Source organism: Curvibacter gracilis ATCC BAA-807, assembly GCF_000518645.1.
Taxonomy (GTDB): Bacteria; Pseudomonadota; Gammaproteobacteria; order Burkholderiales; family Burkholderiaceae_C; genus Curvibacter; species Curvibacter gracilis.
Genome location: NZ_JADZ01000004.1, coordinates 279,519 through 300,115, shown reverse-complemented (window position 1 = coordinate 300,115; position 20,597 = coordinate 279,519). Strand labels below are relative to the sequence as shown.

Sequence of the window (20,597 nt, the reverse complement as noted above, 5' to 3'; positions counted from 1 at the left end):
GGTCAAAGCTGGTGTTTGCGGGCCCGGTACGCCAGCTTGGCCCGGCTGATCTTGAGCAGGCGGGCCGCCGCCGAGTAGTTGCCGCCGCAGCGCGCCAGCGCGTCTTTCAGCAGCTCGCGCTCGGCCTGGTCCAGCGCCAGGTGGATGGCCCGGCCACCGCCGGCCAGCGACGGCGCCGGGGTCGAATTCGGGGTCATATTCGGGATGGTGGGTGACAAGGGCTGCGCTGGCGAAGACGGCGGCGATCCCGCCCCCCCCTGCGCCATCAGCCGCCCGGGCGCGCCATGCACGTCGAGCGTCAGAAAGCCCTGCTTCTGCACCTCGCCGCCCATGAACAGGTGGTGGGTGTCGATCAGGTCGGTGTCCTCGGCCAGGATCACCGCGCGCTCCACCAGGTTCTGCAGCTCGCGGATGTTGCCCGGAAAGTCGTAGCCCAGCAGGGCCCGCACGGCGGCCTGGGTGAAGCCCTTGGCCTGCCCCTGGTGCTTGTGCCGGTAGTGCTGCAGAAAGTGGTTCATCAGCAGCGGGATGTCATCGCGCCGGTCGCGCAGCGGCGGCAGGTGGATGGGGAACACATTCAGGCGAAAGAACAGGTCTTCGCGAAAACGCCCGGCGCGCACCGCCTCGCGCAGGTCCTCATTGGTGGCGGCCACCACGCGCACATCCACCTTCACGGCACGGCTGCCGCCCACGCGCTCCACCTCGCCCTCCTGCAGGGCCCGCAGCAGCTTGCCCTGGGCCACAAAGCTCAGCGTGCCGATCTCGTCGAGGAACAGCGTGCCGCCACTGGCGCGCTCGAAGCGGCCCGGCCGCGACTGGCTGGCCCCGGTGTAGGCGCCGCGCTCCACGCCGAACAGCTCGGTCTCGATCAGGGTCTCGGGAATGGCCGCGCAATTGACCGCCACAAAGGGCGCGCTCTTGCGCGGGCTGATGCGGTGCAGCATCTGGGCGAACTTCTCCTTGCCCACGCCCGACTCGCCGGTGAACAGCACCGTGGCGGTGGTGCGCGCCACGCGGCTCAGGTGGTGGCAGGCGGCATTGAAGGCCGACGAAGCCCCCACCATGGCGTCGCTGGGGTGCGGCTCGGGCGAGGCCGGGCGTGCGGCCTGGGGCGGCGCGCGGTCGTAGGCCGCGGTGTCGACGAAATCGCGCGCGTTGAGGTAGCGCATGTCTTCCTCCACGTCGTCCCACAGGTCGGCGCTCTTGCCGATCACACGGCAGTGCGCGGCCCCCATGGAACGGCATTCGACCTCGCGGAACACGATCAGGCGCCCGAACAGCGTGCTCACATAGCCCGTGGCATAGCCCACCTGCATCCAGCAGGCCGGTGAGCCGCCGATGCCATAGGCCGCGATGTGCTCGTCGTCCTCGCTGGAGTGGTGCCACAGGAATTCGCCCTCGTAGCTGCCACGCTCGGGGTCGAAGGCCGCATCGACCACCTCGACCTTGACCATGCCCTCCAGCGCGTGCAGCCGGGTGCCGGCCACGGCGGCGGCGGGCGGTTCGGCGTCGGGCCACTGGCGCCGCACCAGGCTGGCATCGCGCGCCCCGCTCACATAGCCGGCCCGCGTGAACAGGCCGCGCACGCGCTCCAGCCCCAGGCTGTCCACCATTTCGCGCCGCAGCGATCCCAGGGCCTCGGTGTGCAGCAGCACCATGCGCTGGTCCTGCAGCCAGATGCGGCCGTCGCCGGGCGAAAAGAACAGGCATTCGCTGATGTCGTTGACGGTGGGCGAGGCGTCGCTGCTGATGCGCGCCGTGGCAAAACCGCCCAGGGCCTGCTGCACCGCCCCGGGGTCGAAGCGGCCCAGGCCGGCCCCCGAGCTGCGGGCCAGGTCGGCCAGTGAAATGCGTTCGCCCGTCTTCATGTCTTGTCTCCTGCCTGTGCTCGGCGGTTTGATCTTTTGATCAAAAAATTGATTTCTTTTTGTAACCATTTGGACAAAAAAAGTCGAGACATTTCGACTGCTGCACAGCAGCAATCGGCACTAGGGATTGTCCGGAGTCTGCGAGCGAAAAACCGCCTGTGTGCGGCGCAGCAATCGCGCCTTTCGGGCCGGGCTGGTCTGGCGTTTGCGATGAACAGGCACACCACCGCCGCGGTGGCGAGTTTCATCCAACCCATTTCAACCCGTTTCAAACGCTTCCAGAGGACATCCGCCCATGAGCGCCGTCAGAACCGCCGAGCCCTACAACTTCAACCCTGCCACGCCCGCCGCACTGGGCGGCGGCACACGCCAGGTGATCGAGCCCGCCACCGGCGAGACCCTGTGGAGCGTGAACCTGGCCACCCCTGCCGACGTGGCCGCCGCCGCACAGACCGCCGAGCAGGCCCAGGCCCGATGGGCGCAGGTGAGCCCGCGTGAAAAGGCCGAGATCCTGCGCCGCGCGGGCAACTTGTTCAGCCAGCGCCACAACGAGCTGGCCCTGCATGTGGCCCGCGAGACCGGGGGCATCCTGCCCAAGGGCCAGCACGAGATCCGCGAGGCGGCTGTGCTGTGCCACCTGGCGGCCAGCATGCCGCTGCAGTCGCAAGGCCAGGTGCTGCCCAGCACGCCGGGCCGCATGAGCCTGGCGCGCCGCATGCCCCGCGGCGTGGTGGGCGTGATCTCGCCCTTCAACTTTCCGGTGATCCTGACGCTGCGTGCCGTGGCCCCCGCGCTGGCCACCGGCAACGCGGTGATCGTGAAGCCCGACACCCGCACCCCCGTGTCGGGCGGGCTGATGATCGCCCGGGTGCTCGAAGAGGCCGGCCTGCCGCCGGGCCTGCTGCAGGTGCTGCCCGGCGACGCGGATGTGGGCGAGGCCCTGGTCACCGACCCGCGCGTGCCCATGATCGCCTTCACCGGCTCGCCCGCGGTGGGCCGGCGCATCGGCGAGTTGGCCGGCCGCCACCTGAAGAAGGTGACGCTGGAGCTGGGCGGCAGCAATTCGCTGCTGATCCTCGACGATGCCGACCTGGACGTGGCGGCCAGCAACGCCGCCTGGGGTGCGTACTTCCACCAGGGGCAGATCTGCATGGCAGCCAACCGCATCCTGGTGCACGAGAGCATGGCGGCCGAGTTCACCAAGCGCCTGGTGCTCAAGGCGCGCCACCTGCCCGTGGGCAATGGCGCCAGTGGCCAGGTGGCCCTGGGCCCGCTGATCGATGCGCGCCAGCGCGACCGCGTGCACGCCCTGGTGCAGGCCAGCGTGGCGGCCGGCGCCCAACTGGAGGCCGGGGGCAGCTTTGACGGCCTGTTCTACCAGCCCACGGTGCTCAGCGGCGTGCGCCCGGGCCAGCCGGTGTTCGACGAGGAGACCTTCGGCCCGGTGGCCAACATCGTGACCTATCGCAGCGACGAAGAGGCCGTGGCCCTGGCCAACCAGCACCAGGGCAGCCTGGCCTCGGCGGTGATCTCGCGCTCGGTGGGGCGCGCCCTGGCCGTGGGCCGGCAGCTCAAGTCCGGCATGGTCCACATCAACGACCAGACCGTGAACGACGACTGCGTCAACCCCTTCGGTGGCCCCGGGATCGCGGGCAATGGCAGCAGCGTGTGCGGGCCGGCCGACTGGGAGGAATACACCCAGTGGCAATGGCTGACGGTGCAGGACACCGCGCCCACCTACCCGTTCTGAGCCCCCTGCGGCCCCTGCCGGGGGCCGCCCCCCTCCACCGTTTCTGTTGACCCGTTTCTTCTCTCCAAGGAAAACCATGAGCCTGCAAGGAAAAACCATTGTCGTGACCGGCACCGCCTCCGGCATCGGCGCCGAAGTGGCGCGTCTGGCCCGATTTCAGGGCGCCCGCGTGATCGGTGTGGACCGCAACGAACCCAGCCTGACGCTGGACGGCTTTGTGAAGGCCGATCTGAGCAGCCCGGCCACCATCGACGAGGCCGTGGCCCGCCTGCCGCAGCACATCGACGCCTTGTGCAACATCGCCGGCGTGCCGGGCACGGCCCCGCCCGATGCAGTGGCCCGGGTCAATTACCTGGGCCTGCGCCACCTGAGCACGCAGCTGCTGGAGCGCCTGCCCGCCGGGGGGGCCATCGTCAATGTGGCGTCCATCCTGGGGGCCGAATGGCCGCAGCGCCTGGCGGCCCACAAGGCCCTGGCCGCCACGGCCGGCTTTGAAGCCGGCGCGCAATGGCTGGCCGAGCACCCGGTGCCCGCCGACACCTGCTACCAGTACTTCAAGGAGGCCCTGATCGTGTGGAACGCCGTGCAGTCGCAGCCCTGGTTTCTGCAGCGTGGCGTGCGCATGAACTGCGTGGCTCCGGGCCCCGTGTTCACGCCCATCCTGGGCGACTTCGTGGCCATGCTGGGCGAGGAACGCGTGCAGCGCGACGCTCACCGCATGGCCCGCCCGGCTTATGCCGACGAGGTGGCCAGCGTCATCACCTGGCTGTGCAGCGACGCGGCCCGCTGGGTCAGCGGCGTGAACCTGCCGGTGGATGGAGGGCTGGCCTCGACCTACCTGTGACAGCCCGGCGCCTGGTCGCAGGCGCCCCCCAGCGGTGACGTGCCGCTCGAACGGCACGCCCTTGATTCCAACCCACGAGGAGACAAACCATGACCCGACAAGCCCACCTGCCGAGGCCGCGCGCCCTGGCCCTGGCCAGCGCCCTGTGTTGCGCCCTGTCCGCGCAGGCCATCGAACTGAAGTCAGACGACCCCGACACCCGCATCCGCCTTGACTTCACGCCCAAATACAGCACGGCCTACCGCCTGCAGAACCCCTCGGCCGTGCTCACCTCGCCCGCCGCCCGCGGTGACGGCGGCGTGGTCAATGAGAACGCCGGCGACCTGAACTTCAAGAAGGGCTTCGTGAGCAGCCGCTTCGACCTGCTGACCGAGTTCGACTACAGCCGCGGCAACTGGGGCCTGCGCGTGAGCGATGCGGCCTGGAACGACTCGCGCTTTCTGGGCAACACCGGCACCAACACCGCCGCCGGCGTGAACCCGGCCGTGAGCAGCAGCGTGGGCAAGAACAACCAGCTGCTGGATGCCTTTGTCTACCTCAAGGGCTCGCTGGGTGAGCGCCCGGCCACGCTGCGTGTGGGCAAGCACTCGGTGCAGTACGGCGAGACCCTGTTCTTCGGGCAGAACGGCATCGCCGGTGCCCAGGGCCCGATCGACATCGGCAAGATCCTGTCGGTGCCCAACTGGCAGTTCAAGGAGGTGCTGCTGCCGGTCGAGCAGGTGTCGGGCACCGTGAGCCTGAGCGACCAGCTGACCCTGGGCGCCTACTACCAATGGAAATGGCGGCCCAGCCTGATCCCGGGCGTGGGCAGCTACTTCTCCAACCAGAACTACATCGGCGGCGGGCCGGTGTACTTTGGCGCGCCGCTGCCGCCGGTGCTCAACACCGACAACAGCAAGAACCAGACGCCCGGCAACAGCGGCCAGTTCGGGGCCCAGCTGCGCTGGTCACCCGAGGGCAGCGCCTTCGAATATGGCTTTTATGCCGCGCGCTACCACGACAAGACCCCGGCGGTACCGGTGTTCGACCTGATCAATGGCAATGTGCACAACACCTATGCCAAGGGCATCGAGACCCTGGGGGCCAGCGTCACCTCGTCCATCGGGCAGCTCAACTGGGCGCTGGAGGGCTCGTGGCGCCACAACGCCCCGCTGGCCAGCGACCCGGCCGTGCTGGGGGGCGCGCCCTTCATGCCATCCAGCCAATGCAGCGGCGACGCCGGCAACCCTTGCTATGCCATCGGCAACACCGCCCACCTGAACCTGTCGGGCATCTATGTGCTGAGCAAGTCGGCCTGGTGGGACGGCGGCGCCCTGCTGGGCGAGGTGGCCTGGAACCGCACCCTGAGCGTGCTCAACAACCCCAGCGCCCGCGGCTTTGGCGGCCTGGACCCCAACACCACGCGCGACGCGGCGGCCCTGCGCATGATCTTCGAGCCCCAGTACTACCAGGTGCGCCCGGGCCTGGACCTGTCGTTCCCGGTGGGCCTGGGCTACAACTTGGCCGGCCGCTCCTCGGCGGTGGTCAATTTTGCCGGCGGCGGCAGCAAGGTGGGCGACCTGAGCATCGGGGTGAAAGGCAAGTTCCAGGACGGCTGGAACCTGTCGCTGAACCTGATGACCTATTTCGGCTCGGCCAACACCTTGACCGTGCCCGACCCCCTGGGCACCCGGATGCTGTCCTTCGGCCAGACGCTGCGCGACCGCAGCTACCTCGCCTTCAGCGCCTCGCGCACGTTCTGAACACCCCCACGGAGACACACCCCATGAACAAGCCACAACGCCCCCTGGGCGCCAACACCATCGCATTGGCCACCACGCTTGCCACCACCTTGGCCCTCAGCCTGCTGCTGGCCAGCCCCGCAGCCCAGGCCGCCGTCAGCGCCGAAGAAGCCGCCCAGCTCAAAGGCCGTCTCACCCCGCTGGGCGCCGAGAAGGCCGGCAACAAGGACAACACCATCCCGGCCTGGAGCGGCGGCCTGACCCAGGCACCGGCGGGCTACAAGAACGGCAGCCCCCGGCCCGACCCCTTTGCCGGTGAAAAGCCCACCCTCACCATCAACGCCAAGAACATGGCGGCCCATGCCGAGCGCCTGAGCGACGGCGTGCAGGCCCTGATGAAGAAGTACCCCGACTTCAGCATCGAGGTCTACCCCAGCCACCGCACCGCCGCCGCCCCGCAATGGGTGTACGACAACACCTTGCGCAACGCCACGCGGGCCAAGACCATCGAGGGCGGCTACGGCGTTGAGGGGGCCTACGGCGGCATCCCCTTCCCGATCCCGAAAGACGGCTACGAGGCCATCTGGAACCAGCGCCTGGCCTGGCGCGGCGGCAACTTCAGCATGCCGATGCGGGTCTGGGTGGTGACGGGCGACGGCCAGCGCAGCATGGCCTCGGGCGGCGTGCAGACGCTGCGCCAGGCCTATTACGACCCGGCGGGCAGCCTGGAGAAGTTCGATGGCTACTACCAGTACGGCAAGCTGGTGGTGGACGCCCCGGGCTCCAAGGCGGGCGAGGCCATCCTGGCGCTGGACGGCGTGTCGGACGCGGCGCCGCGCGGCCTGTGGCAATACCTGGTGGGGCAACGGCGGGTGCGCAAGGCCCCTTCGGTGGCCTACGACACGCCCGACTCGGTCACCTCGGGCATCGGGCTGTTCGATGAGGCCTTCACGCTGTTCGGCCCGATCGACAAGCACGAGCTCAAGCTGGTGGGCAAGAAGGAGCTGTACATCCCCTACAACAACAACCGCGCCGCCAGCGCCAAGATCGACGAGCTGGTCACCCCGCACACGCTGAACCCGGCCCAGGTGCGCTGGGAGCTGCACCGCGTGTGGGAGGTGGAGGCCACGCTGGCCAGCGGCAAGCGTCACGTGATCCCCAAGCGCCGCTACTACCTGGACGAGGACAGCTGGCAGATCGTGCTGTTCGACGGCTGGGACGCCAAGGGCCAGCTGTGGCACACCAACTACTCGCTGATGCTGACGGCGCCCGACATCCCCGCCGTGACCAACGTGGTGATGTGGGGCGGCTATGACCTGCAGACCGGCGCCTACTACCTGAACATGGCGTCCAACGAGCTGCCGCGCCAGTACGAGGTGAAGCCCACCATCCCGCGCTCGTTCTTCAGCCCCGAAGCCTTGTCCAACGAGGGGTCGCGATGACACGGCAGGGCATGCAGGATCAACCCCCTGTGTGGCGCCGGCGCAGCGCCCTGCTCGGTCTGGCAGGCCTGGCCGGCCTGGGCGGATGGGCGGGCCGCAGCAGCTGGGCCGCCCAGACAACGCCGGCCCCCAGCCTGCCGGCCGTGCTGGGCCAGCCGGCCCTGATCAGCCCCAAGGCCCAGGGCGCGGCCATGCTGGCCGTGACCCGTGCGGGCCCCCGGCTGGTGGCGGTGGGCGAGCGCGGCATCGTGCTGCTGTCGGACGACCATGGCCAGCAATGGCGCCAGGCCCAGGTGCCGGTGCAATGCACCCTCACCTGCGTGTGCTTTGCCAACGCCAGCCTGGGCTGGGCCGCCGGCCACGCCGGGGTGATCCTGCACACCGCAGACGGTGGCGAACACTGGCAGCGCCAGTTCGACGGCCAGGCCGCAGCCCAATCCCAGCTGGCTGCGGCCATGGCCGCGGGCCAGGAGGGGGCCGTGAACGACGCGCGCCAGGCGGTGGCTGAAGGGGCCGACAAGCCCTTCTTCGACCTGGAGTTTCTGGACGAGCAGCACGGCTTTGCCGTGGGGGCCTACAACATGCTGTTCAGCACCGACGACGGGGGCCACCATTGGCACAGCCAGGGCCTGCGCCTGCCCAACCCGGGCAAGCTGCACCTTTACGGGCTGCGCGCTTTGGGCACCACGCTGGTGGTGGTGGGCGAGCAAGGCCTGGTGCTGCGCGGCGAGGCCTTCGGCGCCCAGGCTTTCGAGGCGGTGCCGGCGCCGTACAAGGGCAGCTTCTTCGGCCTGCTGCGCAACGCAGGCCACAGCGTGGTGGCCTACGGCCTGCGCGGCTCGGCCTACCAGTCGATCGACGGGGGGCGGCATTGGCAGCGCCTGAACAGCGGCCTGAACACCAGCCTGGGGGCCGGCGTGGCGCTGGGCGGTGAGCGCTTCATGGTGGGCAGCCAGGCCGGCGAGTTGCGCCTGGGCCAGGGCCCCGAGCCCGAGCTGCGCGCCGCACCCGGCGAGCCCCTGCCGCTCACCGGCCTGGCCCTGGCGGCGGACGGCTCGCTGGTCGCCTCCAGCCTGCGCGGCATGCGCCGCCTGGGCCCACCGCGCCTCAGTTGAACTGCCGCCCTCCTTCACAGACCTCCCTGCACCGCCGTGGCGGTGCCTTCACCCATGCACACCGACACCTCTTCAGACCCCCATCCCGTGGCCGCACGGCTGGAAGACTTCGACACCCGCTCAGGCTCCTGGCTGGAGCGCAGCGTCTTCAACCACCGGCCCTGGGTGCTGGGGCTGTGCCTGCTGCTGACCCTGTTGCTGGGCTGGCAGGCGCTGCGCCTGCCCCTGAACGCCAGCTTCGAAAAGACCATCCCGACCTCGCACCCCTACATTGCCAACTACTTGGCGCACCGGGCCGACCTGGCCGGCCAGGGCAACACCTTGCGCCTGGTGCTGGAAGCACGCCAGGGCACGATCTTTGACAAGGCCTACCTGGACGCCCTGCAGAAGATCAACGACGAGGTGTTCCTGATCCCCGGCGTGGACCGGCCCTTCATGAAGTCGCTGTGGACCTCCAACACCCGCTGGGTGGCCGTGACCGAAGACGGCCTGGACGGCGGACCGGTGATCCCGGACAGCTACGACGGCAGCGCCGCCAGCCTGGCCGAACTGCGCGCCAACGTGGAGCGCTCAGGCGAGATCGGGCAGCTGGTGGCGGCGGATTTCCGCTCCAGCAGCGTGCTGATCCCCCTGCTGGAGCGCCACCCCGAGACCGGCGCACCGCTGGACTACGGCGCCCTGTCGCGCGAGCTGGAGGCCCTGCGCGATCGCCACAGCAACGAACACCTGCAAGTGCGCATCACCGGCTTTGCCAAGGTGGTGGGCGACCTGATCGAGGGCCTGGTCCAGGTGCTGGCCTTCTTTGTGCTGGCCTTGCTGATCTGCAGCGGCATTCTGCTGGCCTACACCCGCTGCCTGCGCAGCACGGCGCTGGTGGTGGCCTGCTCGGTGGTGGCGGTGGTGTGGCAGTTCGGGCTGCTGACGCTGCTGGGCTACGCGCTCGACCCCTACTCGGTGCTGGTGCCCTTTCTGGTGTTTGCCATCGGCATGAGCCACGGCGCGCAGAAGATGAACGGCATCATGCAGGACATCGGGCGCGGCACCCACCGCGAGGTGGCGGCACGCTATACCTTCAGGCGCCTGTTCATGGCCGGCATGACCGCGCTGCTGTGCGACGCCGTGGGCTTTGCCGTGCTGATGATCATCCGCATCGAGGTGATCCAGGATCTGGCGGTGATCGCCAGCCTGGGTGTGGCCGTGCTGATCTTCACCAACCTGGTGTTGCTGCCGGTGCTGCTGTCCTACACCGGCGTGGCCCCGGCGGCCGCGGCCCGCAGCCTGCGCCAGGACAGCGGCCAGGGCGATGGCAAGAGCCGCGGCGCCGGCCTGTGGGCCTTGCTGGCCCGCTTCACCGAGCCCCGCTGGGCCCTGGGCACGCTGGCGGTGGCGGCTGTGCTGGCCGGCGCGGGCGCCCTGGTGAGCCGAGAGCTGAAGATAGGCGACCTGGACCCCGGCGCCTCGGAGCTGCGCCCCGAATCACGCTACAACCAGGACAACGCCTACCTGATCAGCCACTACGGCGCCAGCACCGACATCCTGACCGTGATGGCCATCACCCCACCCGACCGCTGCACCCGCTACGCAGCCCTGGCCCCGATGGATGCGCTGGCCTGGCAACTGGAGCAGCTGCCCGGCGTGGAAGCCACCCAGTCGATGGCGGGCCTGTCGCGCATGGCCATGGTGGGCTACAACGAGGGCAACTTCAAATGGCTGGACCTGCTGGCCAACGACGGCGCCCTGGGCGGCGTACAGACGCGCGCGCCGCGCGAGCTGTTCAACCAGAGCTGCTCCTTCCTGGCCCTGTACGTGTACCTCAAGGACCACAAGGCCGACACCCTGGCCCGGGTGGTGAAGGCGGTCGAAGCCTATGCAGCCACCCACAACAACGAGGCCATCCGCTTCGAGCTGGCCGCGGGCAGCGCCGGCATTGCAGCCGCCACCAACATCGTGGTGGAGCAGGCCAACCGCGAGATGCTGCTGTGGGTGTATGCCGCGGTGATTGCCCTGTGCTGGGTCACCTTCCGCTCGTGGCGTGCGGTGGTGGTGGCGGTGCTGCCACTGGTGCTGACCTCGGTGCTGTGCGAGGCCCTGATGGTGGGGCTGGGCATCGGCGTGAAGGTGGCCACCCTGCCCGTGATCGCGCTGGGCGTGGGCATCGGGGTGGACTATGCGCTGTACGTGCTCAGCATCATCCTGGCGCGCCAACGCCAGGGCGACAGCCTGGCCACGGCCTACCGGCACGCCCTGCAGTTCACCGGGCGGGTGGTGATGCTGACCGGCATCACCCTGGCCCTGGCCGTGGGCACCTGGGTGTTCTCGCCCATCAAGTTCCAGGCCGACATGGGGCTGCTGCTGGCCTTCATGTTCCTGTGGAACATGGTCGGTGCCCTGACCCTGCTGCCCGCACTGAGCCATTTCCTGCTGCGCACGGCCGCCAAGGCCACCGACGTGGCCCCCACAGCATCAGCCTCGCCGCCGGCCCAACCGGCCTCAGCCACCACCCCAAGCACCTTCGCCCTGAGCGAATGACCCCCAACCCGGAGACTTCACATGAACACCGACCTTCAGGCCCAAAACACAGCGCAGGCAACCCTTGCAAAAGCCCCGCTGGAGCCCGGCTTTGCCGCCTTCCTGCAGCAGGCCGCTGCCGCCGGCGCCCCGCCCATCGAGCGCTTGACGCCCGCCCAGGCGCGCCAGATGTACCGACAGATCAGTGCCGAGCTGAGCCAGGACCCACCGGCCGTGGCCTCGGTGCGCGAGCTGCCCATCGCCGGCCCCGCCAGCACGCTGACCCTGCGCGTGTACACCCCACCGAGCCAGGGCCCCTGGCCCACGCTGCTGTACGTGCACGGCGGGGGCTTTCTGATGGGCGATCTGGACACCCACGACGCCGTGTGCCGCACCCTGTGCCAGATGGCCGACACCCTGGTGGTGGCGGTGGACTACCGGCTGGCGCCGGAGCACCCCTTCCCGGCCGCACCCGACGATGTGGAGGCCACCGTGCGCTGGCTGCAGGCGAATGCCGAATCGCTGGGCGGCCAGCCCGGCCCGCTCGCCCTGGCCGGCGACAGCGCCGGGGCCCAGCTTAGCCTGGTGGCCGCCCGCCGCCTGCAAGGCCAGGGCATCCGGGCCCTGGGCCTGATCTACCCGGTGGCCGCCCACCCCGACACCCAGAGCGCCTCGCAGCGCGAACACGGGCAAGGCAAGTTCCTCACCCGATCCGCCATGGACTGGTTCAACCAGGCCTACCTGGGCAGTGACCCGGCGCACCGCGGCCACCCCGAGGTGGACCTGCTCGGCTCCACCGGCTTCGAAGGCCTGCCCGCCACCTGGTTGGCCACCCTGGGCCACGACCCTCTGTGCGACGAGGGCGTGGCCCTGGGCAGCCGCCTGCGCCAGGCCGGCGTGCCGGTGCGCCACCAGCACTACCCCGGCGCCATCCACGCCTGCCTGCACTTCACACGCCTGTCACCGACCGGCTGGCAGCTGATGGCCGACCTGGCGCAGTGGCTGCGGGAGCAGGATGGGCGAACGGCAAAGGGGGCAAAGGGGGCAAAGGGCTGAGCGCGATGGAGGGGGGCCGAATCCACCGAACCGGCCCGCCAAGCTCAGCCGCCGCAGACAGGCGACCTCAAGGAGAGTTCGCCCTGTGGGCATGCCAGAGCCTGCCCAACGCGCTGCCTATCCTTCAAATGCACAACTTCGAATCGCGGGGGTTTCAGCGCCGTCCTTTGGCGAACAATTCTTGCGTCAGATCAAGACTGACGACTCTTCAAAGGACACAACATGTGGAATATTTCCAGGCAAAGTTTTGGCTTCGTGCTGACCTTCAAGGGCAGCATCGAATTGGAAGAAATGAGCCAATGGGTCGCCGCGGCCCAGCGCGAGTTGTCGAGCCCCCTGCCCGCAGGATGGGGCGTGATCGTCGACATGCGTGAGTTGCTGCCCCTCCGACAGGACGCGCAGGCCAAGTTGATTGAAGGTCAGAAATTGTTCAAACAACAGGGCATGACCCGATCCTCGGTGGCGCTGAACGATGCCGTCACGACGATGCAGTTCCGGCGCCTGGCGCGCACCAGCGGCATCGATGCCTGGGAGCGCTACATCGATACGAGCGCCATCGCTCAATGGCAGACCGCGGCAAAACAATGGGTGGTTGCGGCCATCGAGCCAGGTGACCGCTGAAGGCGGTCCGTGGAATGCAAGACCCATCACGTCAGCGGGGTCGCGACATCTGAAAGCGAGCCTGGGGCGTGATTTCAAAATAGTCTGAGGGGCCGCCCCCTCGCAGAATCGGCCGGGCCGTGCTGGTGTCATAGATGCCGTCTTTCAGAAGAACGGAATCGATGTGAACGTGCACCACCTCAGCGGTCACCATCCAGGTATTCAGGATCGTCCCCTTCAGGTCGGTCAGTTGCCGCACATCCAGCACACGGCACTCCAGCGCCACCGGACTTTCTGCAACGCGGGGAGCCATGACTTCCCTGCTCGCAGACGGGGTCAGACCCGTCAGTTCGAATTCGTCCAGGGTCCGTTCTTGTTCGCTGCTGCTGGCATTCACCTGCAGGGCCAGCTCCCGCGTCGCCAGATTGCAGACGAACTCACCGGTGTCAACCACATTCCGGACCGTGTCTTTGTAGCCCACGCTGGAAAAGGCAAGGATCGGTGGACGGTAATTGAAGACGTTGAAAAAGCTGTAAGGCGCGAGGTTGACGCGCCCCTGCTGGCTGCGGGTCGAGATCCAGGCAATCGGCCGGGGGCCCAGAATGGCTGGCAGCGGATCATGTGCCAGACCATGCCCTTCACTGGGTCGGTAGCTGTGTTGGGGCCGGTCGGAAAGGAATGTCATGGGAGGAGCTGGATCGATAGGGACAGGCCTTTCAGTCTGGCATCGACGACCTCGGTATCCGCGCCAAGGCGCTGCATTTCTGCACAGTGCGGACAGCACGGCACCCTATTTGGACAGGCTTGAACAAGCGCGCAAGCGCCGGCCTCCTGCCCAGCTACTCGGCAGGGCCGTAGCGGTCAATGAGTTCACGCAAGGCCGACTTGAGCGCCTCGGACTTGCGAGGCCCCAATGAAGCCAGCACCATCTTCTCGTGGATTTCGGCCTGGGTCAGCAGACCCGAGACCAGCTGTCGCCCACTGGGGGTGACCCGCACCAGCGTGACGCGTCCGTCCGTGGAATCGGGGATCCTCTCCACGTGCCCCTGCGCTTCCATGCGATCCAGCAAGCGGGTGACTGTCGGCTGCTTGCTGAGGGTCTTCTGGGCCAGGCGCCCTGTGCCGATGGGCCCGCTGCCGACCAAGGTCGAAAGAACCCGCCACTCGAGAACCGAAAGGCCCTGCGCCTGGACGACGGCATGGAACTCGGAAGAGACCATGTGCCAGGCCTGGCCCAGCAAAGCGGGCAGATAGTGATCAACAAAAGCTTCCGACTCGGGCATGGACGGCGGGTCAAACACGGTGGCCATCGGAACGATGGCCACACCATGAAGGGAACAAGCTTCAGATTCTAGAGGCAAGAAGATCCCCTTCAGGGTTGGTCGCCCGACTTGGACCGGTCAATACCGGCCACTGAGCAGGGATCCGTGGCCCGGCACGTCGGTGCTCAGGCCCAGGCGCTTGAGCATCAGGTAGGTCGTCGCGACGGAGGAGGACAAAACCGGCACGCCAAGGCGGTCTTCGATCGGCTGGATCGAGGCCAGCGAGGGCATCTGCACGCAAGCGGAGGCGACCACGGCGTCGACGCCGCGGGTATTGAGCTTGCGGGTGATCTCGATCGGCGCCCGCGGGTCCTGGCGCCCCACCTCCAGATTGTCCGAGATCTCCAGCGAGAGGCTGTCGACCACCTCAATGCCTTCGTTCTCGATGTAGTCGACCACCAGTCGGGTCAGCGGCTTCATGTAGGGCGTGAGGATGGACACCTTGCGGGCGCCGAGGGCTTTCAACCCATCGACCAGGGCGCCGGCGCTCGTGACCACGGGGGCGGCCCCCCCGTTGTCCACGGTGCGCTGGTGCAGGCGCGCCTCGGACACCCGGTGGTAGCCCAGCCCCATGCTCATGATGGCCACCAGGCAGGCATAGCCGAGCACGTCGACGCGGGCATCCGAAAGCTCCAGGGCACAGCGGTCGCTGTCGCTGTCCATGGCGGCCAGCTCTTCTTTGGTGACATGCTTCATGCGCATGCGGCTGGCGTGAAAGGTGAAGCGCTCCGGGTGCAAGGCCTCGCGAGCCCGCAGGATGGCCGGAATCTCGGTCTCCATGGTGGTGTTCGAGCTGGGCACGATCTGCCCGATGCGGAATGGACGGGGGGTACTCATTGAAAGGCTTCCGTTTGAGAATCGTTGGCGGGGTCGTCCTCCAGGTGGACGGGGGGCACGCCTGCATCGTCAAACCGCGCTGCCTGCAAGGGACGGCGATTCACGCGCAGATCAAACACATCGAATCGGTTGTAGTGCCCTGTGATGTCGTGCATCTGGCGGGGCTGGATGCAGCGGCCCAGATCGATCTCGGCGTAAGCAATGCCCTCCACATCGATCAAGGGCTCGCCGATCACGCGCCCGTCGGGCCCCAGGAAGCCCGAGAAGGCGCTGTTGCTGCGGGTGAGCAGTTCGCGGGCCTGGGGGTTGAGGGGCTCCATGGCCTGGATGATCTCCTCGGACACGGTGGAGCACGAGACCACGGTGAACAGCTTGCCTTCAAAGCAATGGGCCGCGGCCCGCACCTTGATCGCTTCGGCCATGTCGTAGTCACGTGGGGCCACCGGCAGCGAGATGTAGCTGGCCACGTGCACCAACTCCCCTTGGGCCAGCAGCGCAAAGCGGGCCAGGGTGTTGGTGTTCTCGCCACAGGCCAAGGACCCCAGGGGCCCGATCGCGGTGGGGTGTACCCGCAGCGCCGAGGCGTCGCCCGGGGCCCAGGTCAGCTTCTCGGCCCAGGTGGGCACCAATTTGCGATGGCGCCCCAGGATGCGACCGTCCTCACCCAGGGTGACCAGGGTGTTGTAGATCGTGCCCACGCTGTGGCTGGCACGTTCATTCACACCGATCACCACATGGATGCGATGGCGCGCCGCCGCGTTGGCGATCTTGCGGATCTCGGGCCCCGGAATCTCGATGGCCGAGCGGGCCAGCTTTTCAAACCAGGGGCTGCCGTCGATGGGGTTGGCGATCCAGCTCCAATAGGGATAGCCGGCCACGAAGACCTCGGGAAATGCCACCAGACGGGCACCGTGGCCTGCGGCTTCGGCAATCAGAGCGCAGACCTTGTCCACGGTGGCATCGGTGTCCAGAAAGACAGGCGAGGCCTGTACCGTCGCCGCCTTGAAGCGGGGTAGTTCAAGCATGGGAACTCCTTGAGGTATCGGCTTGTTCAAGCGCGGCCGGCACGGGGATCGTTGCCGACGGCCACCACGGGATGACGGAGCGCACCAATCTTCTCGACCTGGGCCTCGATCACATCGCCGGGCCACACCCACTCCTGAGGGCTGCGTCCGGCCCCGACCCCTTCGGGTGTGCCGGTGGCGATGATGTCGCCCGGCTCCAGCGTGATGCCGGCGCTGATGTCGGCGATCAGGGTGTCCACCGCAAACAGCATGTGGCGGGTGTTCGAACTCTGCTTGGTCACGCCGTTGACCTGCAGGCTGAGATCCAGCACCTGCGGATCGGGAATTTCATCGGCGGTGACGATCACGGGTCCGAAGGGCGCGTAGGTGTCCTGCCCCTTCGAGTAGATCCATTGGCCCGCACGCCGGTTGTCGCGGGCGCTCATGTCGATCATGAGGCTGTAGCCGAACACGTAGCGCAAGGCCTCTTCCTTGCGAACCCCTTTGGCGCGCGTGCCGATGATGGCGGCCAGTTCCACTTCCCAGTCCAGCTGGCGCGTGATGGCGGCGTTGTGCTCGATCGCATCGCCAGGCCCGATCACCGTGGTCGGGGGTTTGGAGAAGATCACGGGCTGCTTGGGCAGTTCCTTGGCCGTGTCCAGCGTGCGGCTGGATTCCGCCACGTGCTCGACATAGTTGAGGCCGATGCCGAAGATGTTTTTGCGCGGGCGGGGAATGGGCGCCAGCAGCTTCACGTTGGGCAGCGGCAGCGCCACCCCGAGCGGCCAGCGGCCCTTGAACTCGTCCAGCAAGGCCGAGGCGGTGGTCACGGCGCTCGGGCCAAGATCGATGAAATCCAGCATGTCGGAGGGCAGAGCGTGACCGGCATGGACGCCCAGCTTCTGAAGATCGATGACCAGATCATCAACGAGGGCGCCCAGACGGGCAGCAGCCAGGACATCGGCGCGGTAGGTGACAAGTTTCATGACAAGGGTTCTCCGTAAAGGGGGTTTTCGAGGGGGGGCGATCCGATCGGGTTCAGGTCGGGTGGATGACGGGCTGGCGTCCGCCGGGTTCGCCGAAGGCTTCTTCGCGATAGAGTCCGAGCTTCTCCATCACAGGCAGGTCGCTGAAGCAGAACAGGCAGGCGTCTTCGCTGCTGCTGGCATTGACGTGCTCATGCCAAGCCCAGGACGGCACGCAGAAGATGTCGCGCTCCTGCCAGTCGAAGCGCTGGCCATTGATGATCGAGTGGCCCTGGCCTTTGGCCACCTGGTAGAGAAAGCTGCCGGTGTGGCGGTGCGCCTGGCCCACGAAGCCGGGCTCCAGCCGCTGCATGCTGGCGCCGATGGTGGCCATCACATGGCCCCCCGAGACCGGGTTGGTGTAGTGCATCAGGTGCCCGTCGAACGGACTGCCGGCAGCCGACCGGGCAAAGCGGCACAGGGCCTCGTAGGTGGGCTCCCACTGGTACTTGAAAAGCGGTGAATACGGCTTGTTCCAGCCCGTGTTCTGAGGGCGCAGCGCCGGGGCACCCCAGATGCCCACCGAGTCGTCGACCGGATGGCCGACCGCCTGACGCAGGTCCGGGTGCACCGCATAGAAGCCGGCTTCCAGGGCATTGACCAGAGGAATGTCCAGCCCGTCCTGCCAGATGCAGGTCGCACCACCCTGCTCGACCCCATGTTCGTGCCAGGTCCCATTGGGGGTGAGCACAAAGTCGTTCGCGCCCAGGGTCATCTTGTGACCATCGACGATGGTGTAGGCGCCCCGCCCTTCCATGATGAAGCGCAGCGCCGACGAGGAGTGGGCGTGGGCCGAGGCCGCCTCACCCGCATGCATGACCTGCAAGCCGGAGTAGAGCCAGCCCACCGCGGCCGACACATCCGTGCGCCCCGGGTTGTTGAGGTAGATCACTCGCCGCCCGGCCTTCTCGGGGGTCACCAGATCAACTGAGCGCAGGACATGCTCACGCAGGTCGCGGTAGCGCCAGAGCACGGGCACCGAGGCGGATTGAGGCTGCCAAGGCTCGATCTTGTTGGCCACGGTCCAGAGGGCGCCGGTCTGAAGCCGCTCCAGGTCCTGGTAGTAACGCACGAGTTCGGGTGTGTCCTCCACATCCGCGCGGCCCGCGATGCTTTCGCGGAATTGGTCATAGCTGGCATTGGCCATGGGGGTCTCCTGCTGGTTCAAACACGGTTGCGAGGGGCTGAGGCGCGCTCGAGCTGATCACGGCCCCACTGGTAGGCGCGCGGCCAGTCCACATCCGGCCAGCCCTGGCGAGCGCATTCGTGCTGCAGCCAGGCGGCGTCGGCCAGATGAGGGCGCGACAGGGCGCAGAGGTCGGCCCGCCCCGAGGCCACGATGCTGTTGATCTGGTCGGCCTCGGTGATGGCCCCGACGGCCATGGTGGGCACCCGGGCCTCGTTGCGGACGCGATCGGCAAACGGGGTCTGGAACATGCGGCCGTAGACCGGCTTCTGATCGGCAGACACCTCGCCGGAGGACACGTCCACCAGGTCGGCCCCAGCCTCCCGGAGGCGACGGGCGATTTCGACCGCCTCATCCACCGTGGTGCCGCCCTGCACCCAATCGGTGGCCGAGATGCGCACGGACAAGGGCAGGTGCTGGGGCCAGACTTCGCGCACCGCCGCCAACACCTGCAGCGGGAACTTGAGCCGCCCCTCCAGCGATCCGCCATAGGCATCGGTGCGCCGGTTGGTCAAAGGTGAAATGAAGGACGACAACAAAAAGCCATGACCGGCCTGCAGCTCCAGCCAATCGAAACCAGCCTCGGCGGCACGCCGCGTCGCCGCCACGAAGGCCTGGCAAAGCGCCTGAAGCTGAGCTTCAGAAAGCGCTTGGGGCACTTGCGAAACGCCCTCCAGATAAGGCACGGCACTGGCCGATACCAGGGGCCAATTGCCTGCGGGCAAGGGGTGATCCGCCTGCTCCCAGCCCAGCTGGGTCGAGCCGCGACGCCCGGCATGGCTGAGCTGCAGGCCGATCCTGGCCGTGCTTTGGGCATGCACAAAGTCCGTGATCTGCTTCCAGGCCGCGGTCTGCTCGTCGTTCCAGAGCCCGGTGTCACCCGGGGTCATGCGGCCTTCCGGCAGCACCGCCGTGGCTTCAGCCATGACCAGGCCCGCCCCGCCCAGTGCGCGGCTGCCCAGGTGCACGAGATGGAAGGGGCCGGGCAGGCCGTCCTGCGCCGAATACAGGAGCGTGGGCGACACCACCACCCGATTGGGCAGCGTGAGCCCCCGCAAGGAGAACGGGGTGAGCAGGGGCGGCCGCGGCGCTGCCGCCTCCGGTGCGGGCACGCCAGAGCGCTCTGCCAGCCAACGTTCATAGGCATCGAGCCATTGCGGATCGCGCAGGCGCAGGTTCTCGTGCGAGATGCGTTGCGAACGGGTCAGCAGTGAGTAGGTGAACTGCTCGGGCGCCATGTCGGCGTAGCGGGCCACGTTCTCGAACCACTCCGTCGAATTGCGGGCCGCGTTCTGGATCTTCAGCACCTCGACACCGCGCACCGCTTCATAGTGGTTCAGGCGTTCGCGCAGCTCGCCCCCCTGACGCAAGGTGTCGGCCAGCTCGATGGCGTCCTCCAGTGCCAGCTTGGTGCCTGATCCGATCGAGAAATGGGCCGTGTGCGCCGCGTCCCCCATCAGGACCACAGGCACCTGCCGCCCTTGCAGACCCTCGGGCTCAGTCCACTTCACCCAGTGCTTGCAGATCACGCGGGGGAACCGGATCCAGATCGCCGAGCCGCGCAGATGTGATGCATTGGCCATCAGGGCTTGGCCATCCAGCCAGGGGGCAAACAGCTTCTCGCAGTAGGCGATGCCGTCTTCTTGCGACATCTGATCGATGCCCGCAGCCTTCCAGGTGGCTTGGGTGGTCTCCACGATGAAGGTGGACAGGCCGTCTTCGAAGCGATAGGCGTGGGCCTGAAACCAGCCATGCTCGGTGGGCACGAAAATGAAGGTGAAGGCATCAAACACCTTGCGCGTGCCGAGCCAGACGAAGCGGCAGTTGCGCTCGTCGATGTCCGGCTTGAAGGTGTCGGCATACCGTGTGCGAACCGCGCTGTTGATCCCGTCGGAGGCAATCACCAGATCGGCACCGTGTTGCCGGGCCAGCGCCTGGTCGTCCTGAACCTGGGTCTCGAACACCAGTTGCACACCCACGGCCTCACAGCGGGCCTGCAGGATGTTCAGCAGCTTCTTGCGGCCGATGCCGATGAAGCCATGGCCACCGCTGCGGATGCAGCGCTCCTTGAAATGGACGTCCACGTCATCCCAGCGGCTGAACTCGACCGCGATCTGCTCCGCAGACACGGGGTCGGCCCGGCGCAGGTTGTCCAAGGTCGCATCCGAGAAGACGACGCCCCAGCCGAAGGTGTCATAGGGGCGATTGCGCTCGATCACGAGCACCTCGTGGGTGGGGTCCTGCAGTTTCATCAGCAGCCCGAAATAGAGGCCCGCGGGCCCGCCGCCGATACAGACGATTTTCATGGTGTCTTCCTTG

At 67.6% G+C, this 20,597-nt stretch carries 16 protein-coding genes; 8 read left to right on the top strand and 8 right to left on the bottom strand.

Going from position 1 to position 20,597, the window contains the following annotated elements; all coding sequences use genetic code 11:
* Positions 1 to 2: 2 nt before the first annotated feature.
* A complete protein-coding gene (locus L880_RS0101380) occupies positions 3 to 1,868 on the bottom strand; it encodes a sigma-54-dependent Fis family transcriptional regulator (protein WP_027474137.1) in 1,866 nt (621 codons plus the stop codon).
* A gap of 295 nt (positions 1,869 to 2,163) precedes the next feature.
* Here L880_RS0101380 and L880_RS0101375 point away from each other — a divergent pair, with 295 nt between their 5' ends.
* From L880_RS0101375 to L880_RS31210, 8 genes are all read left to right on the top strand, one after another.
* Complete coding sequence (locus tag L880_RS0101375; RefSeq protein ID WP_027474136.1) at positions 2,164 to 3,618, top strand: benzaldehyde dehydrogenase; 1,455 nt, start codon at positions 2,164 to 2,166, stop codon at positions 3,616 to 3,618.
* 76 nt (positions 3,619 to 3,694) lie between these two features.
* A complete protein-coding gene (locus L880_RS0101370) occupies positions 3,695 to 4,462 on the top strand; it encodes a coniferyl-alcohol dehydrogenase (RefSeq protein WP_027474135.1) in 768 nt (255 codons plus the stop codon).
* A gap of 89 nt (positions 4,463 to 4,551) precedes the next feature.
* On the top strand, positions 4,552 to 6,204 hold the full coding sequence (locus L880_RS0101365) for a DUF1302 domain-containing protein (RefSeq protein WP_027474134.1): 1,653 nt from the start codon (positions 4,552 to 4,554) through the stop codon (positions 6,202 to 6,204).
* A gap of 23 nt (positions 6,205 to 6,227) precedes the next feature.
* Positions 6,228 to 7,625 (top strand): DUF1329 domain-containing protein, encoded by a 1,398-nt coding sequence (locus L880_RS0101360; protein ID WP_084460887.1) that lies wholly within the window; start codon positions 6,228 to 6,230, stop codon positions 7,623 to 7,625.
* Positions 7,626 to 7,636: 11 nt separating this feature from the next.
* Complete coding sequence (locus L880_RS0101355) at positions 7,637 to 8,740, top strand: YCF48-related protein (RefSeq protein ID WP_245614859.1); 1,104 nt, start codon at positions 7,637 to 7,639, stop codon at positions 8,738 to 8,740.
* Between the two features lie 54 nt (positions 8,741 to 8,794).
* A complete protein-coding gene (locus L880_RS0101350; RefSeq protein ID WP_027474131.1) occupies positions 8,795 to 11,269 on the top strand; it encodes an efflux RND transporter permease subunit in 2,475 nt (824 codons plus the stop codon).
* A 21-nt stretch (positions 11,270 to 11,290) separates the two neighbouring features.
* On the top strand, positions 11,291 to 12,304 hold the full coding sequence (locus L880_RS0101345) for an alpha/beta hydrolase (protein WP_027474130.1): 1,014 nt from the start codon (positions 11,291 to 11,293) through the stop codon (positions 12,302 to 12,304).
* Between the two features lie 222 nt (positions 12,305 to 12,526).
* On the top strand, positions 12,527 to 12,925 hold the full coding sequence (locus L880_RS31210) for a hypothetical protein (protein ID WP_051442940.1): 399 nt from the start codon (positions 12,527 to 12,529) through the stop codon (positions 12,923 to 12,925).
* A 31-nt stretch (positions 12,926 to 12,956) separates the two neighbouring features.
* On the opposite strand, the gene L880_RS0101335 is transcribed toward L880_RS31210, so the two are convergent.
* From L880_RS0101335 to L880_RS0101305, 7 genes are all read right to left on the bottom strand, one after another.
* Positions 12,957 to 13,589, bottom strand: coding sequence for a flavin reductase family protein (locus L880_RS0101335; protein ID WP_027474129.1), 633 nt, complete (start codon positions 13,587 to 13,589; stop codon positions 12,957 to 12,959).
* Positions 13,590 to 13,743: 154 nt separating this feature from the next.
* Positions 13,744 to 14,214: a MarR family winged helix-turn-helix transcriptional regulator gene (locus L880_RS0101330; RefSeq protein ID WP_425389155.1), complete on the bottom strand. Its 471-nt coding sequence runs from the start codon at positions 14,212 to 14,214 to the stop codon at positions 13,744 to 13,746.
* Positions 14,215 to 14,304: 90 nt separating this feature from the next.
* Positions 14,305 to 15,063, bottom strand: a complete 759-nt coding sequence (locus L880_RS0101325; RefSeq protein WP_027474127.1) for a maleate cis-trans isomerase family protein — start codon at positions 15,061 to 15,063, stop codon at positions 14,305 to 14,307.
* A complete protein-coding gene (locus L880_RS0101320) occupies positions 15,060 to 16,088 on the bottom strand; it encodes a carbon-nitrogen hydrolase family protein (RefSeq protein ID WP_027474126.1) in 1,029 nt (342 codons plus the stop codon). The genes L880_RS0101325 and L880_RS0101320 overlap by 4 nt, the downstream gene beginning before the upstream one ends.
* A gap of 26 nt (positions 16,089 to 16,114) precedes the next feature.
* A complete protein-coding gene (locus L880_RS0101315; RefSeq protein WP_027474125.1) occupies positions 16,115 to 17,053 on the bottom strand; it encodes a fumarylacetoacetate hydrolase family protein in 939 nt (312 codons plus the stop codon).
* Positions 17,054 to 17,105: 52 nt separating this feature from the next.
* Complete coding sequence (locus tag L880_RS0101310; RefSeq protein ID WP_027474124.1) at positions 17,106 to 18,239, bottom strand: cupin domain-containing protein; 1,134 nt, start codon at positions 18,237 to 18,239, stop codon at positions 17,106 to 17,108.
* A 17-nt stretch (positions 18,240 to 18,256) separates the two neighbouring features.
* A complete protein-coding gene (locus L880_RS0101305) occupies positions 18,257 to 20,584 on the bottom strand; it encodes a bifunctional salicylyl-CoA 5-hydroxylase/oxidoreductase (RefSeq protein ID WP_027474123.1) in 2,328 nt (775 codons plus the stop codon).
* Positions 20,585 to 20,597: the final 13 nt, after the last annotated feature.